We start from the raw sequence: 14,111 nt of genomic DNA, 5'->3' as shown, positions 1-14,111 counted from the left end.
CAGAATCAATCTGTACAATAATCTTTATAATATGTCATCCCGACCTTCGGAGGGATTTCTTTGCTTAGTATTATTTTACTCTATTGAGATTCTTCAGTCCACTATATTACCTCCAGAATGACAAATCTCATTTTTAAAACTAAAATTTCCTATAATAAGTTTTCCTTCTCCACAGAACTCCTTTTATCATATCTACTTGGAATATTAAAATCACGTCTGGTTTTTATTCATCCATTTTGGTACCGGCATTGGCTCAAAGTGTTTCATCTTCTTTATTAATTCTTCAATGTTATCCGCCACTAAAACCAGATTCATATTAGATTCTTTCAACAAACCTTTAGCGACCATTTTATCTAACATCGCCAAAAGATCATCATAATAATTATTGCTATTTAAGATCCCAATTGGATGCTTATGCAAACCTAATTGTCCCCACGTTAGGATCTCGAAAAGCTCTTCCAGAGTTCCAAATCCGCCCGGCAAAGCAATAAAACCCTCACTGAGATCATGCATTTTCAACTTTCGCTCGTGCATATTATCTGTGGTAATTAGTTCTGTTAAACCGGTATGAACCACTTCTTTGGTCTTTAAAAAATCCGGAATTACGCCGGTTGCTGAACCCTTATTATCCAAAACTCCTTGCGCAACCTGTCCCATTAAGCCCAGTTTACTGCCGCCATAAACCAATTTTATATTGTTTACAGCCAAATATTTCCCGACTTGATATGCTTCCTTGAAAATCTCAGAATCTACACCATCGCTGCTGGCGCAAAACACTGCTATACTCTTTAAGTTATTCCTGTAATTATTATGAGTTTTCAAACGGGGCTAGATTTTAAATTATATGTTAGCGTTTAATTCCTTTTATCATCCTGAAATTACCAAAAAGATCCCTTTTAAGCGTGGTACTAAAACCGGCATTTTTTATCAATTGTTCTGTTTCTTCAGCAAGATATTGATTGATTTCAAAATATAAGCGTCCACCTGTACCTAAACTTTCATTTGCCAGCTTTGTAATAGCTTCATAAAAAATAAGGGGATCGTTATCTCGCACATAAAGTGCTCCGTCCGGTTCATTTTCAAGAACATTCCTATTCATTTCCTTTTTTTCCAAATCCCTTACATACGGCGGATTGGATACAATGATATCAAAAAAATTAAAAGCTTGCTTAAGATTAAGAATATCTTGATTTTCAAATTTCACTTCTACTTCGTTCGCTTCGGCATTATTGGAAGCCACTTTTAAAGCTTCTTCTGAAATATCTAAAGCCGTAAGCTTGGCCTCCGGTAGATTCTTAGCTAAACTAATTGCAATACATCCGGTTCCTGTACCAATATCTACAATTTTGGGAGCTGAAATTTTATTTTTTGAAAGATCTAAAAGAATCCAAGAAACCAATTCTTCTGTTTCGGGTCTTGGTATTAATACGTTTGTATTCACTTGGAATTTTAATCCGAAGAACTCAGTTTCCCCTAGTATATACTGTATTGGCTCGTGCTGCTGCAACCTCAGCGAAATTTCATCAAACAGATTTATATTTCCAGAAGAAATCTCTTTTTTCGGATCCAGCGCCAACTCCAATCGCGTCACCTTTAAATAATGTGCTATTAAAATATTGAAAAACGAGTTGATCTCCTCTACAGGATATTCGTTTTTCAAAGCAAGCCCAAATTGTTTTTTATATTCTGAAAGTAACAATAATCTAAATTGTTTTCTGAATTAAGAACTAAGCTGTCTTCATCGATCTAATCTAGATCTTTGATCATCCACATAGTACAGTTATAATGCCCGGTATCTCCCATTGGCTTTTCAAGATTTCTAAATCCTGTACGATTGTAAAGGCTTCTGGCATTTTCCATATACGGCAATGTCTCCAAGTAACATTGCTCATAACCTACAGATTTCGCATAAAGCAAGCAAGTTTGCATCATCGCAGCTCCAATCCCCCTGCCTCGAGCAACAGGTAGAAAATACATTTTTTGAAGCTCACAAATTGTCTCATCAGCATTTAATAATGGACCAATTCCTGAACCTCCAATAATTTCACCATTCTCTTCGACCACAAAATATTGCATTTTGTTAGTATCGTAGTTAGCAAACATATCGTCCAAGGATTTATCCTCATAAGCAGTACCAACTTTAGGCACTCCCATTTCTATTAAAACTTCTCTTATCACCTTCGCAACACTCTGGTTGTCTTTTGGTTGAATCTCACGTATTTTAAAACTGCACATTCTTCTAATTAATCCTATTTTTGTGATGTGAAGATACACGAAAAATATATAAAAAGGTGCATTCAATTAGCCAAAAATGGACTAGGAACCACCTATCCAAATCCGATGGTTGGAAGTGTTATCGTTCACGAAAATAAGATCATTGGTGAAGGCTGGCATCGCAAAGCTGGAGAGCCTCACGCAGAGGTTAATGCTATAAATTCTGTTAAGGATAAATCACTTTTAAAAAAGGCGACGATTTATGTGAGCTTAGAACCTTGTTCCCATTACGGAAAAACTCCTCCTTGTAGCGATTTAATTATCGCAAGTGGCATTAAAAAAATCGTGATTGGCAGCATAGATCCGTTTCCAGCAGTTTCCGGAAAAGGAATTAAAAAGCTGATGGATGCAGGCTGCCAGGTTACTTTAGGAATTCTGGACACAGAATGCAACACTCTGAATAAGCGATTTTTCACCTTTCATAAACATCAAAGGCCTTATATTATATTAAAATGGGCACAAAGTGTAGATGGTTTTATTGCACCTATTTCTTCTGAAGAAAATCATACTCGGAAACCAGTGTGGATCACCAATAAATATTCCCAACAATTAGTGCATAAATGGCGGAGCGAAGAAGCCGCGATTTTAGTGGGCACAAATACAGCGGTATTGGACAATCCTAAGCTGAATACTCGTCTTTGGGAAGGCACAAATCCCGTAAGAATATTAATAGATCAGCATTTGAGGTTAACCGAGGATTCTGCGCTTTTAGACAAGAGCATCAAAACCATTGTAATTTGTGGTGAAGAGTCCCAGAATTCAAATTCTAAAACTTCCTCGGAATATTTAGTTTTTGAACATATAGATTTCAAAAAGGAGGTCACCTCTCAAATTTGTCAAGTCCTTTATAAACACTCCATTCAGTCTGTAATTATTGAAGGAGGGTCCAGAACACTTCAATCCTTTATAGATTCCGGTCTTTGGGATGAGGCACGAGTGTTTACGGGAGAAGTTCAATTTGGAAAGGGAATAAAAGCCCCCGTTTTTGATGCTGAAATAAAATTGAAGCAAGAATTTACTGGAGATACTTTAAGAATTTATTCCAATGATTAAAACCATAATATTCGATTTTGGCGATGTATTTATCAATCTTGATAAACCCGCAACCATTAGAGAGCTTAAAAAATTAAACATTGAAGTGTTTCCGGAAGACATCCTGCATATTAATAAGGATTATGAAATGGGGCTAGTTTCTACGGAATCATTTATTACTTCCTATATAGATACTTATTCGTCTCTTACTCCCGAAAGTATGACTACGGCATGGAATTCTATATTAATGGATTTTCCTAAATACCGATTTCAGTTTATCAAAAAGCTTTCAGAAGACAAGAATTATAAATTCATTCTTTTAAGCAACACCAATGAGATTCATATAGATTGGATTAAGGAAAAAGTTCCATTTTTCGAAGAATTCAAATCTTGTTTCGATGCATTTTATTTATCACATGAAATAAATTTAAGAAAGCCGAATTTAGATATTTTTGAATATGTGCTGAATAAGGATCAACTAAAAGCTGAAGAATGCTTATTTATTGATGATACCATAGAAAATACCAAAGCTGCCGAAAAATTAGGGATTCATACATGGAATCTTGAACCGACACGAGAGGATGTAATTGATCTATTCACCACCAACAAAGCATTATTTTGATATACCTACTACTTAGCATTCTTTCGTCCAGTATCATTTTTGTGGTTTTTAAATTGTTCAAACGATTTGAGATCAACACCCTTCAGGCGATCATTGTTAATTATTTTATTGCGTGTGCGGTAGGTTATTTTGGATTTGTAGAAGATGCTAATATCAGCGAAATTCCTTCTAAACCTTGGTTTTATGGCACGCTAATTCTTGGATTACTTTTTATTATTGTGTTCAACCTTGCCGCAATCACCACACAGCGTAGCGGACTTTCGGTAGTTTCAGTAGCTACAAAAATGTCTGTAGCAATTCCTGTATTATTTGGAATTCTTTATTTTAATGAAAGCGCGGGAATTTTAAAAATAGTAGGAGTTGTTCTGGCATTAATCGCAGTTTACTTAAGTTCTATAAAAGCCAATACGGGGATTGCGATCAAGAAAAAAAACCTCATTTATCCAATCTTGGTGTTTTTAGGGAGTGGACTTATAGATACACTTATTAAATTTATAGAATCCGGATATGTAAATAAAACCGATGTTGCCCTTTTCTCTTCAACCATATTTTCTGTGGCTGGAACTATTGGAGTTTTAGTCTTAACTTTTCAAGGAATTACGGGTAATTTGAAAATTACAGGAAGGAATATTATTGGAGGAATCGTTCTTGGAATCCCAAATTTCTTCTCCATCCACTTCCTTGTGATGGCCCTTAGAAATAACGGATTTGACAGTTCCACCATTTTCACAATTAACAACGTCGCGATAGTTTTAGTCTCTACGGTACTGGGAATTATATTATTTAAAGAAAAATTAATAACCAAGAATTGGATTGGGATCGTGCTAGCGATTATTAGTATCCTTTTGGTTGCAAATAGCGGAATTTAACTATTGTGAAGGACACTTATAAAAGTATAACCAAAGCTTCGGAAGAAGTTATTTTTAAAGACCGGAATTCAAAATTCTACGGGTATGCTTTCCCTATTAAATCTGAAGATGAGGTGAAGGAAATCATAGATGATCTTAAAAAGAAACATCATCAAGCTAGACATTGGTGCTATGCTTGGCAGTTAGGAAAAGAAGAGCAAGAGCATCAGTTTAGAGCCAACGACGATGGAGAACCATCCAATTCTGCCGGAATGCCAATTTATGGGCAAATTCAGTCTTTTGAAGTCACCAATATTTTAATTGTAGTAGTTCGTTATTTTGGTGGAGTAAAGCTTGGCGTTGGCGGATTGATTAATGCGTACAGAAGTGCGGCACAAATGGCTCTTGAAAACAGCAATATCCTAAAACGCACCATTGACGATCGCTATGTAATACAATTCGATTATCCCGAAATGAATGTAGTAATGCGAATTATAAAAGAGCATAATCTTAATGTGATAGATCAGCAATTAGCATTGGACTGCAAAATTTTTATTTCAGTAAGAAAAAAAAGAATCTGAAACTATTTTCGAAAAATTTTCAGGTGTTTATAAAGTTGAAATTAAAAAAATAGAGAATTAGCCCTTCAACTTATTTAAAACATATTCCGGGCATCTTATTGGTTTTCTAGAATGGGTATCCATGAACACTAATACTGTATTTGCTGTTGTTAGCAACTCTTCATCTTGATTATAGATTTCATAATCGAATTCAATTTTAACACTTGGAATCTTCTTTAATTTTGTAACGATTTTAAGTTGATCGTCGAACATTGCAGATTTCAGAAATTTAAAATGAAGCTCATAAACAGGCAACATCACCCCTTCTTTTTCCATAGATCTATAAGAAACACCTAAGGTATCAAGCCAGTCTAGACGGGCTATTTCTAAATAATCGGCATAGTTTCCATGATGCACTACACCCATCTGATCTGTTTCTGCATATCTGACTTTAACATAAGTATTATGACTTTTCATAGGATTTTTTCAGGATAAGTTAGGTAGGTTTTGTACTTTCATCGAACGAAGCAAGTATGCATAAAATTTTATTGAAATTCAACACTAAAAGCATTTTTTTTATTAGATATTTTGTTCACATATTTGTTCTGCGAGAAGTTAAAACCAAATTTGAGCTTTTCAAATTTTTAACGATCTACTAACCATTTTATAACCAAGTAACAAGCATGTCAAAAACTGCGCAATCAGTTTGGAATAGCTGTCTAGCTTTTATCAAAGATAACATCACACCCCAAGCTTATAAAACTTGGTTTGAACCTATACAAGCAGTAAAACTTACAGATTGTGCTCTAAGTATACAGGTACCCTCAAAATTCTTTTATGAATGGTTGGAGGAACACTATGTAAAACTTTTGAAAGTTTCACTTACTAAAGAGTTAGGCGAAAAAGCAAAATTGGTGTATGTTATTAAAATGGAGAACACCTACGGAAACAAACTTCCATTTACTGAAAAAATACCTAGCACACAACGAACTCAAATGCGTTCCCAAGAAGTAGACGTGCCTATTAAGAATAAAAATCCAGAGCTTAGAAACCCTTTTATTATACCTGGAATTAGAAATGTTAAGATAGAATCTCAGCTTAATCCAAACTATAGTTTCGAAAATTTTCTTGAAGGTGATTCTAACAGGCTAGCGCGCTCGGCAGGTTTAGCAGTATCCAATAAACCGGGAGGAACTTCTTTCAACCCTTTATTGATTTTTGGAGGCGTAGGACTTGGAAAAACACATTTATCCCATGCTATTGGGGTAGATATTAAAGATAAATATCCAGAAAAAACGGTTTTATATATTTCCGCAGAAAAATTCACGCAACAATATATAGAGTCTGTTAAAAAAAATAATAGAAATGATTTCATTCATTTCTATCAGATTATAGATGTGCTGATAGTAGATGATATTCAATTATTATCCGGTAAAGCAGGAACTCAAGATGTGTTCTTTCATATTTTTAACCATCTTCATCAAAACGGGAAACAGGTTATTTTAACCAGTGATAAGGCACCTGTAGATATGCAAGATATCGAGCAACGCTTATTATCTCGTTTTAAATGGGGACTTTCAGCAGAATTACAACACCCGGATTTTGAAACCCGCGTTTCCATAATTAAAAATAAATTATATCGTGACGGTGTAGAAATGCCGGAAGATATTATTGAATTTTTAGCGAATAATATTAAAACGAACATACGAGAATTAGAAGGCGCAATCATATCGCTTATCGCTCATTCTTCCTTTAACAAAAAAGACATCACGCTAGAATTAGCTACAAAAATTGTAGATAATTATGTGAAGAACACCAAGCGTGAAGTATCTATAGATTATATCCAAAAGATCGTAAGTGATTATTTCCAAATGGATGTAGAAACACTTCAATCTAAAACCAGAAAAAGACATATTGTACAGGCTAGACAACTTGCTATGTTCTTTGCTAAGAAATTAACTAAGGCATCACTCGCGAGTATTGGTAGCCAAATTGGCAAGAGAGATCACGCCACAGTGCTTCATGCTTGCAAAACAGTAGATAATTTAGCCGCTACAGATAAGCAATTCAAGAAATTCGTAGAAGACCTTAATAAAAAACTGACTCTATAATTTACAGTTTATGAAAACCAACGTTTTAATGGTGTGTCTCGGAAACATCTGTAGATCGCCACTAGCCGAAGGAATTCTAAAGTCCAAAACAGATCCTCAAAAAGTATATGTAGATTCTGCCGGCACTGGGGATTATCATGTTGGAGACCAGCCTGATCCTCGATCGATCGCCATCGCAAAAAAACATAGTTTAGATATCACTTTACAAAGAGGAAGACAATTTAGCATTCGAGATTTCGATAATTTTGACCTTATTTATGTCATGGATACTTTTAATTATGCCGATGTGATTGCGCTGGCGAGAAATGAAGAAGATAAAAAGAAGGTGAAACTTATATCGGACGAAATATTTCCCGGTGAAAATGTAGATGTTCCAGATCCTTATCAAGGTTTAGCTGAAGGCTTCAAAAACGTTTACAAAATGCTAGATGAAGCCTGCGAAGTTATCGCCAATAAATTGGAAGCGAAGCAGCAGCCTAAATAACATCCATTTATAATTATGAGCAATTCCATCTTTCGATTCTCTGGAAAATTATATTTAATTCCAACCACCTTAGGCGAGTCTAAAATTTCTGAAGTTCTTCCAGATTCCATATCTACTATTATTGAAAAAATAGATCATTATATTGTGGAGAACGAAAAGACTGCCAGAAGATCTATAAAACAAGTACTTCCCGAAAAACAACAGTCTTTTTTAAAGCTAAACACCCTAAATAAACATACTGATATTTCTATTTTATCGACATTTTTAGAGCCATGCCAAGACGGAATAGATGTTGGGTTGCTTAGTGAAGCGGGATGTCCAGGAGTTGCCGATCCAGGTGCTGAAATTGTAAAACTGGCACATGAAATGGGAATTCAAGTAGTGCCATTGGTAGGACCATCTTCTATTCTTTTGGCTATGATGGGAAGCGGAATGAATGGTCAGAGTTTTACTTTTAATGGGTATTTACCAATAGATAAGAAGGAACGAAAACAAGAGCTAAAAACTTTGGAAAGAATTTCTTCAGAAAAAAATCAGGCACAGCTTTTTATAGAAACTCCATATAGAAATAATCAATTAGTTGAAGATCTAGTACAGGTTTTAAACCCTGCCACGAAACTCTGTATCGCCTGCGATCTAACCTTGGCAACTGAATATATCATTACCAAATCTGTTTTGGAATGGTCGAAAACAAAAGTAGACCTTCATAAAAGGCCTACTATGTTTATAATTCAAAAAGATTTTTAAGAAATAGCTACAATAGCTTTAGCTTTTCTCTCTGGTTGCACGAAAGAAGTGTCATATCCAGAAAACTTCTTCATATAATATCCGATAGTAGTTCCAAAAGCATCACTAAATGCGTTTGCTCCCCAACTTCTAAGGTATTTCTTTACACTCCCCGGCCCTGCAAGATGTGCTGCAGCCAATATTCCAGATTCTGTAATAAGAATTCCATTAATTCGTTTTCCAACGAATCTCTTTATATCTCTTTTTAAAATCCATTTGTTTCTAGATGCATTCGCATAAAATGCTGCTTCTTGCAACTCTGGAGAATCCAAAAATAATTGAGTATCATATACTCCAATTAATTTCAAAGTTCCTTTACCAAATTGGTATTTCCCCATGTAACCATATTGATTGATGGTTTTATAATTACCTCGAGATTCTTTGAAACCCAAAGCTTCCTTAAAGCCAACATAAGATTTCCCAAGTTTAGGAGTAGCCTTAACATCCTCAAGGATTTCTTCTGGCATATCCTCTGTATTGGGAACAGTATATTCTAAAGGTTCAAGTGAAGAGGTGGCATATCCTTCTAAATTTGCAGCTTCCTTTGTAGAAAAGCTAAAAAATATAGCACCAGATAAAATTGGTAGAATTGAAAATTTTGCAACTTTCTTTTTCATAATGTTTTGATTCTGAGAAGCAATTGGTTTTAATATATAATATTTAGTACCCTTCTCAATTTCGCCGTGCAAAGATACATTAATTTTTAATAATTTGATTTACAGCCTGTTAAACAAAACACAAGATTTTGACCACTCTCTTAATTATTTTAACTAACTGATATTTAGAAAGTTAAATGTATTGTAACAACTTTTCATTTATTATATTTTTAATAATTGTCTGAAATAAAAAAATCAAGGGCTCTAAAAGCTCCTTTTCCCCTGCAGGATTTGATAGAATTTCACTGAATAAAAACCATCACCCTATAAATCAAATTGAAAACTTTAATTTTTATTTTTCTTATATGCCTTTCTTGTGTATAGGCCAGTATAGAAATACTTTTTCTAACGACTCTTATTTTTTTATCAGTGCTGGCGCCGATATAAGAAATGCAGTTTATAAGGGAACTGTAAATGAACGAGGTTTTGATGGTGTTTTCCGTTTCGGAGTTAGAAAAGAGGAACTTCAAGTGGAGGCATTTTATGAAATTTTCAATATTATAAATTACAAAGCTTTTGGAGCTAATTTAAGCTATGTTCTTAGGAGGGATAAAAAACTAACTCCATTACTAGGAATAGAATTAGGCATGATACAAAGGCCTAAGCACTTATATCCTTCCTTAGCCGCACTAAGCGAATTAGATTATCACTTCGGACCCTTCTTTATCTATATTAAAGGTGAGATAAAAGTGCGACCAGATATAAATGATAAAATTAAAGGCTCGGTTTACGGAGGCTTGGGTTATAAATTTAAATAATTCTGAAAAATTATCTATTTACTCCTTGTGCATTGATCCATCGCACATACGCCTGTTTATTTCTATTGTGCTGAGCCAAATTTTCAGCAAATTTATGATATCCAAAATTCTCCACATCGGCAACGAAATAGAAATACTTATGCTTCCCATAATTTAAAACCGCATCTATAGAAGAAATATCGGGCATGGCAATTGGACCCGGAGGAAGGGAGATATTCATATACGTATTGTAAGGAGATTCCAATTTAAGGTCTTTGTAAAGCACCCTTTTTATAACCGTATCGAAATTCCCGGATTTCTCTTTTATAGCATAGATCACTGTGGGATCTGCTTCCAACTTCCAACCACTATTAAACCTATTCATGTACACACCAGCAACCTTAGGTCGCTCATCTACCTTCGCGGTTTCTTTCTGAACTATGGAAGCCACCACGGTTACCTGATTTGGTGTTAATCCAATTTCTTTAGCTTTATCTAATCTGTTCTGGTTCCAGAATCTTTTATATTCTGTTAGCATCCGTTCTCTAAAACCTTCTGCAGAAGTATTCCAAAAGAATTCATACTTATTCGGGATATATAAGCCTAGTGCTTCTTCCTTATTTAAATTATTAGCATTTAAAAAAGCTTCATCTTTCATCGTATTTAATAACGAAACGCTATCTGCTTCAATTTGAACTGCAATTCTCCCTGCAAGATCTTCCAATCGTTCTTGGTTATTGAACACCACTGAGACCGGAGTATTCTGACTGCGAAGCACATTCACCAGATCATTATTATTCATGCCCTTTTTCAGAATATATTTTCCAGCTTTCACATTTGCCGCATAACCTTTTTTCTGGGCGACAACATCAAACGAAGAAAGATCATCCAGTAGTGGGCGTAAACTATCTATCGCAGTTTGATACGTTGCTCCCGTTGGAATATAAACTGTTTTAGTACTACTTTCGAATTTCGTGTTCGGTGAGAAAATTGAATTATAAACGGAATAACTATAGATCCCTAATGCTACAAGCCCAAGAAGGGCGATAATCCAAAGAATTTTTTTAATATACATTATTTATTAATTGGTAAAGAATTTCGTCCTTAAATTTTCCGCTTACTAAAATCCAGTCTTTTTTAGTCCCCACGGGTTTAAAATTACATTTTTCAAATAATTTGATACTGGCTAAATTATCTGCGGTAACATTTGCATATAATTGATGCAAACCTAAATGAGTAAAACAATAATTGCTGATTAGCTTTAGAACTTCTGCGCCATAGCCTTTTCCACGATTTTCATCATTTACAATCAGGATCCCTAACGCAGCTCTGCGATCTTTAGGTTCTAGATCGAATACATCTATTAAACCAATTGGTGTATCATCTTGCCTACAGATCATTAACCGCAGCTGTTTTACATCAAAAATATCACGATGGGAATTTTGCAGGAATTTCTTGATTAAAAAGCGAGAATATGGCACTCTGGTAGCACTTATTTCCCAAAAATCTTCCGCGTTTTCCACCTCCAGAACAAAATCCAGATCTTCGGGCTCCAATGCCCTTAAATACACTTTATCTCCTTTTAAAGTTAACATTCAAACTTTCCTTTAAAAACTCTAGCAGTTGGCCCTGTAAGCCAGATATTATGATACGCTCCATTATTATTTTCAAAAGACACCTTAAGCTTTCCTCCAGGCGTTTCCAAATTTATGGTATTCGCATCGGTTTTTCCTATCGCATTAACAGCAATGGCTACTGCGGTAACTCCAGTTCCACAAGAATAAGTTTCATCTTCTACTCCTCTCTCATAAGTTCTCACTAAAAAGGTAGTATCATCTTTTTGCTGAACAAAATTCACATTAGTTCCGCCACTGGATTTATATTTTTCTGAATATCTAATGGATGCCCCTTCTCTTTTTACATTGATATCACCAACTTGTTCTGAAAACAAAATATGATGAGGAGATCCGGTGTCCAGAAACAACTCATCTTCATTTATTCCTTTCGCCATTACATCTTGCATTTTTAAACTCACAATATCTCCATCTATTGTTGCCTCATGAAGACCATCTATCGCATTAAAAGTTGCTTTATCATTAATGATCCCAAGAAGTTTTGCAAATGCCACCAAGCATCTTCCACCATTACCGCACATACTACTCTGGTTGCCATCGGAATTATAATAGACCATCTTAAAGTCTTCTGAAGCTTCTTCAGAATTTTCCAAAAGGATCAAGCCATCGGCTCCAATTCCAAATCTTCGATGACAAAGATTATGGACTAGATTGGTATTATTTTTGGAGAATACATCATTGCGATTATCAATCATTATAAAATCATTTCCTGTGCCGTGGAATTTATAAAAAGGGATATTCATGTATGCTAATTTGGATAAAACAAATATACAACAATCGCATAAAAACAATCGTTGTATAGATGGGCTTTTAAAGCGATTTTATAGTAAGCATTAGAATGATTAGTTATTTTATCGAAATAAAAATTATAATAAAAAATGAAACAGTTTATTAAATTACTTGGTGTTTCCGTATTAGGTGGTGTTTTAACATTAGGCTCTTACAAACTAATTATTGAGGAAAATGATGTCTTTTTGGATCATTCCCCTATAGAACAAGAATCTTCTTCGTTTATTCCCGTAGCTAATTCTAATAATATCTACGGAACAAATGCCGACTTTACCGAGGCTGCCGAAAAGACAGTTCACTCTGTTGTCCATGTAAAAAATGTCGCGATTTTTAATAAATCTAATAGTATTTGGGATTATTACTCTAGAGGAGGTAATACCGGAAAAGCTTTACAAGGCTCTGGTTCAGGAGTAATTATTTCGCCAGATGGATACATCATTACCAATAATCACGTAATTAAAGGTGCCGGAGAAGTTGAAGTAACTTTAAATAATAATCAAACATATTTGGCTGAAGTAATTGGAGTTGATACAAAGGCAGATATAGCATTAATAAAGATTGATGCCACAGATCTTGAATATATTCCGTTTGGAAATTCGAACGATATTAAACTTGGAGAATGGGTGTTAGCCGTTGGTAACCCTTTTAATTTAACCTCTACAGTTACCGCAGGAATTGTAAGTGCAAAAGCTAGAGATTTGAATGCCTATGATGGTTCCCCACAATCCTTTATTCAAACCGATGCTGCTATAAATCCCGGAAATAGCGGGGGCGCTTTGGTGGATATAGACGGAAAACTTGTTGGAATTAATACCGCAATTACTTCTCAAACCGGTAGTTATATTGGTTATGGTTTTGCTGTTCCATCCAATAACGCCAGAAAGATCGTAGAGGACATTATGGAATATGGGAATGTACAGCAAGGAATACTGGGAATAAAAGGTCAAAATGTAAATCAAATAATTTCTAAACAGTTTGATCTCCCAACTTCCCAAGGAGTTATAGTTGCCGATGTTGATAGCGGAAGTGGCGCAGCGCTAGCCGGCATAAAGCAAGGAGATGTTATAAGACGAATAGACAATATTGAAATTAGAAAAATGTCTGACCTAACCGGATATTTAGGCTCTAAAAGACCTAAAGATGTGGTAAATGTGAAAGTTATTAGAGATGGTAAAGAACGAGAAGTTGCAGTAAAATTAGTTAAATATGAAACGTTTGCCATTCAACAAATTGGTTTAGAGGTTGCTAATGCTTCTAAAGCCGAACTTAGAGAATATAATACTTCAAATGGTGTGAAAATTTCTCGAGCCTTAAAAGGAGACAAACAATCTCAGGCACTTATTGGAATTATCATTACCAAAATAAACAATCAAAAAGTAAATGATATTGAAGATGTAAAACGGGTTCTAAATTCTAAAAACTCCTCGGAGCCTATTAGTGTTACTTTTGTGAATAAAGAGGGAAAGGAACAAACCTATATTTGGAGGTAGATACCAATACATAAAAAGTATGACCTACTGTAATTTTAGCAGTAGGTTATTTTTTTTACAAATATTTCACGAAAACGTTTGAAATCTA

Annotated in this window: 17 protein-coding genes; 9 read left to right on the top strand and 8 right to left on the bottom strand. The window is 34.8% G+C overall.

Going from position 1 to position 14,111, the window contains the following annotated elements:
• Positions 1-210: 210 nt before the first annotated feature.
• From ON07_RS01960 to ON07_RS01950, 3 genes are all read right to left on the bottom strand, one after another.
• On the bottom strand, positions 211-822 hold the full coding sequence (locus ON07_RS01960; RefSeq protein ID WP_010227775.1) for an LOG family protein: 612 nt from the start codon (positions 820-822) through the stop codon (positions 211-213).
• A 25-nt stretch (positions 823-847) separates the two neighbouring features.
• Positions 848-1,660, bottom strand: a complete 813-nt coding sequence (gene prmC / locus ON07_RS01955) for a peptide chain release factor N(5)-glutamine methyltransferase (RefSeq protein ID WP_237708828.1) — start codon at positions 1,658-1,660, stop codon at positions 848-850.
• An 86-nt stretch (positions 1,661-1,746) separates the two neighbouring features.
• The gene (locus tag ON07_RS01950) at positions 1,747-2,235 is read right to left on the bottom strand and encodes a GNAT family N-acetyltransferase (protein ID WP_010227770.1); all 489 of its coding nucleotides are present in this window, start codon (positions 2,233-2,235) and stop codon (positions 1,747-1,749) included.
• A 27-nt stretch (positions 2,236-2,262) separates the two neighbouring features.
• Here ON07_RS01950 and ribD point away from each other — a divergent pair, with 27 nt between their 5' ends.
• Genes ribD through ON07_RS14185 form a run of 4 tightly spaced genes read left to right on the top strand, consistent with a single transcriptional unit; the run spans position 2,263 to position 5,357 of the window.
• Entirely contained in the window at positions 2,263-3,327 is a 1,065-nt protein-coding gene (gene ribD / locus ON07_RS01945; RefSeq protein WP_010227768.1) for a bifunctional diaminohydroxyphosphoribosylaminopyrimidine deaminase/5-amino-6-(5-phosphoribosylamino)uracil reductase RibD, read from the top strand.
• Positions 3,320-3,928, top strand: a complete 609-nt coding sequence (locus ON07_RS01940) for an HAD family hydrolase (protein ID WP_010227766.1) — start codon at positions 3,320-3,322, stop codon at positions 3,926-3,928. Before ribD ends, ON07_RS01940 begins: the two co-directional genes overlap by 8 nt.
• Positions 3,925-4,797, top strand: coding sequence for an EamA family transporter (locus ON07_RS01935; protein ID WP_029331330.1), 873 nt, complete (start codon positions 3,925-3,927; stop codon positions 4,795-4,797). The genes ON07_RS01940 and ON07_RS01935 overlap by 4 nt, the downstream gene beginning before the upstream one ends.
• A 5-nt stretch (positions 4,798-4,802) precedes the next feature.
• Positions 4,803-5,357: an IMPACT family protein gene (locus ON07_RS14185; protein WP_010227762.1), complete on the top strand. Its 555-nt coding sequence runs from the start codon at positions 4,803-4,805 to the stop codon at positions 5,355-5,357.
• Positions 5,358-5,414: 57 nt separating this feature from the next.
• Here ON07_RS14185 and ON07_RS01925 read toward each other — a convergent pair whose 3' ends face one another.
• The gene (locus ON07_RS01925; protein ID WP_010227761.1) at positions 5,415-5,813 is read right to left on the bottom strand and encodes an acyl-CoA thioesterase; all 399 of its coding nucleotides are present in this window, start codon (positions 5,811-5,813) and stop codon (positions 5,415-5,417) included.
• A gap of 206 nt (positions 5,814-6,019) precedes the next feature.
• Here ON07_RS01925 and dnaA point away from each other — a divergent pair, with 206 nt between their 5' ends.
• From dnaA to ON07_RS01910, 3 genes are read left to right on the top strand one after another with little or no spacing between them, the layout of a single operon-like run.
• On the top strand, positions 6,020-7,447 hold the full coding sequence (gene dnaA, locus ON07_RS01920) for a chromosomal replication initiator protein DnaA (protein WP_010227758.1): 1,428 nt from the start codon (positions 6,020-6,022) through the stop codon (positions 7,445-7,447).
• Positions 7,448-7,457: 10 nt separating this feature from the next.
• On the top strand, positions 7,458-7,931 hold the full coding sequence (locus ON07_RS01915) for a low molecular weight protein-tyrosine-phosphatase (protein WP_010227756.1): 474 nt from the start codon (positions 7,458-7,460) through the stop codon (positions 7,929-7,931).
• Between the two features lie 15 nt (positions 7,932-7,946).
• On the top strand, positions 7,947-8,678 hold the full coding sequence (locus ON07_RS01910) for an SAM-dependent methyltransferase (RefSeq protein WP_010227754.1): 732 nt from the start codon (positions 7,947-7,949) through the stop codon (positions 8,676-8,678).
• Here the strand turns inward: ON07_RS01910 and ON07_RS01905 are convergent.
• Complete coding sequence (locus ON07_RS01905; RefSeq protein WP_029331329.1) at positions 8,675-9,334, bottom strand: hypothetical protein; 660 nt, start codon at positions 9,332-9,334, stop codon at positions 8,675-8,677. The two genes, ON07_RS01910 and ON07_RS01905, sit on opposite strands and share 4 nt — an antisense overlap.
• A gap of 344 nt (positions 9,335-9,678) precedes the next feature.
• Here ON07_RS01905 and ON07_RS01900 point away from each other — a divergent pair, with 344 nt between their 5' ends.
• Complete coding sequence (locus ON07_RS01900; RefSeq protein ID WP_010227750.1) at positions 9,679-10,131, top strand: hypothetical protein; 453 nt, start codon at positions 9,679-9,681, stop codon at positions 10,129-10,131.
• A gap of 10 nt (positions 10,132-10,141) precedes the next feature.
• On the opposite strand, the gene mltG is transcribed toward ON07_RS01900, so the two are convergent.
• From mltG to dapF, 3 genes are read right to left on the bottom strand one after another with little or no spacing between them, the layout of a single operon-like run.
• A complete protein-coding gene (gene mltG, locus ON07_RS01895; RefSeq protein WP_010227749.1) occupies positions 10,142-11,185 on the bottom strand; it encodes an endolytic transglycosylase MltG in 1,044 nt (347 codons plus the stop codon).
• A complete protein-coding gene (locus tag ON07_RS01890; protein WP_010227747.1) occupies positions 11,175-11,705 on the bottom strand; it encodes a GNAT family N-acetyltransferase in 531 nt (176 codons plus the stop codon). The genes mltG and ON07_RS01890 overlap by 11 nt, the downstream gene beginning before the upstream one ends.
• Positions 11,699-12,487 carry a diaminopimelate epimerase gene (dapF, locus tag ON07_RS01885; protein ID WP_010227745.1) on the bottom strand — a complete coding sequence of 263 codons (789 nt, stop codon included), beginning with the start codon at positions 12,485-12,487 and terminating at the stop codon, positions 11,699-11,701. Before dapF ends, ON07_RS01890 begins: the two co-directional genes overlap by 7 nt.
• A 135-nt stretch (positions 12,488-12,622) precedes the next feature.
• On the opposite strand from dapF, the gene ON07_RS01880 reads away from it, so the two are divergent.
• A complete protein-coding gene (locus ON07_RS01880) occupies positions 12,623-14,023 on the top strand; it encodes a trypsin-like peptidase domain-containing protein (RefSeq protein WP_010227743.1) in 1,401 nt (466 codons plus the stop codon).
• The last annotated feature ends 88 nt before the right edge of the window (positions 14,024-14,111 follow it).

The organism is Gillisia marina, assembly GCF_000258765.1.
Classification (GTDB): domain Bacteria; phylum Bacteroidota; class Bacteroidia; order Flavobacteriales; family Flavobacteriaceae; genus Gillisia; species Gillisia marina.
This window is presented reverse-complemented; position numbering and strand designations above follow the sequence as displayed.

Coding starts and splice junctions, on each gene's coding strand:
- ON07_RS01950 (WP_010227770.1), bottom strand. CDS start 2,235: ATGTGCAGTTTTAAAATACGTGAGATTCAACCAAAAGACAACCAGAGT.
- ON07_RS01940 (WP_010227766.1), top strand. CDS start 3,320: ATGATTAAAACCATAATATTCGATTTTGGCGATGTATTTATCAATCTT.
- ON07_RS01925 (WP_010227761.1), bottom strand. CDS start 5,813: ATGAAAAGTCATAATACTTATGTTAAAGTCAGATATGCAGAAACAGAT.
- dnaA (WP_010227758.1), top strand. CDS start 6,020: ATGTCAAAAACTGCGCAATCAGTTTGGAATAGCTGTCTAGCTTTTATC.
- ON07_RS01915 (WP_010227756.1), top strand. CDS start 7,458: ATGAAAACCAACGTTTTAATGGTGTGTCTCGGAAACATCTGTAGATCG.
- ON07_RS01910 (WP_010227754.1), top strand. CDS start 7,947: ATGAGCAATTCCATCTTTCGATTCTCTGGAAAATTATATTTAATTCCA.
- ON07_RS01905 (WP_029331329.1), bottom strand. CDS start 9,334: ATGAAAAAGAAAGTTGCAAAATTTTCAATTCTACCAATTTTATCTGGT.
- ON07_RS01900 (WP_010227750.1), top strand. CDS start 9,679: ATGCCTTTCTTGTGTATAGGCCAGTATAGAAATACTTTTTCTAACGAC.
- mltG (WP_010227749.1), bottom strand. CDS start 11,185: ATGTATATTAAAAAAATTCTTTGGATTATCGCCCTTCTTGGGCTTGTA.
- ON07_RS01890 (WP_010227747.1), bottom strand. CDS start 11,705: ATGTTAACTTTAAAAGGAGATAAAGTGTATTTAAGGGCATTGGAGCCC.
- dapF (WP_010227745.1), bottom strand. CDS start 12,487: ATGAATATCCCTTTTTATAAATTCCACGGCACAGGAAATGATTTTATA.
- ON07_RS01880 (WP_010227743.1), top strand. CDS start 12,623: ATGAAACAGTTTATTAAATTACTTGGTGTTTCCGTATTAGGTGGTGTT.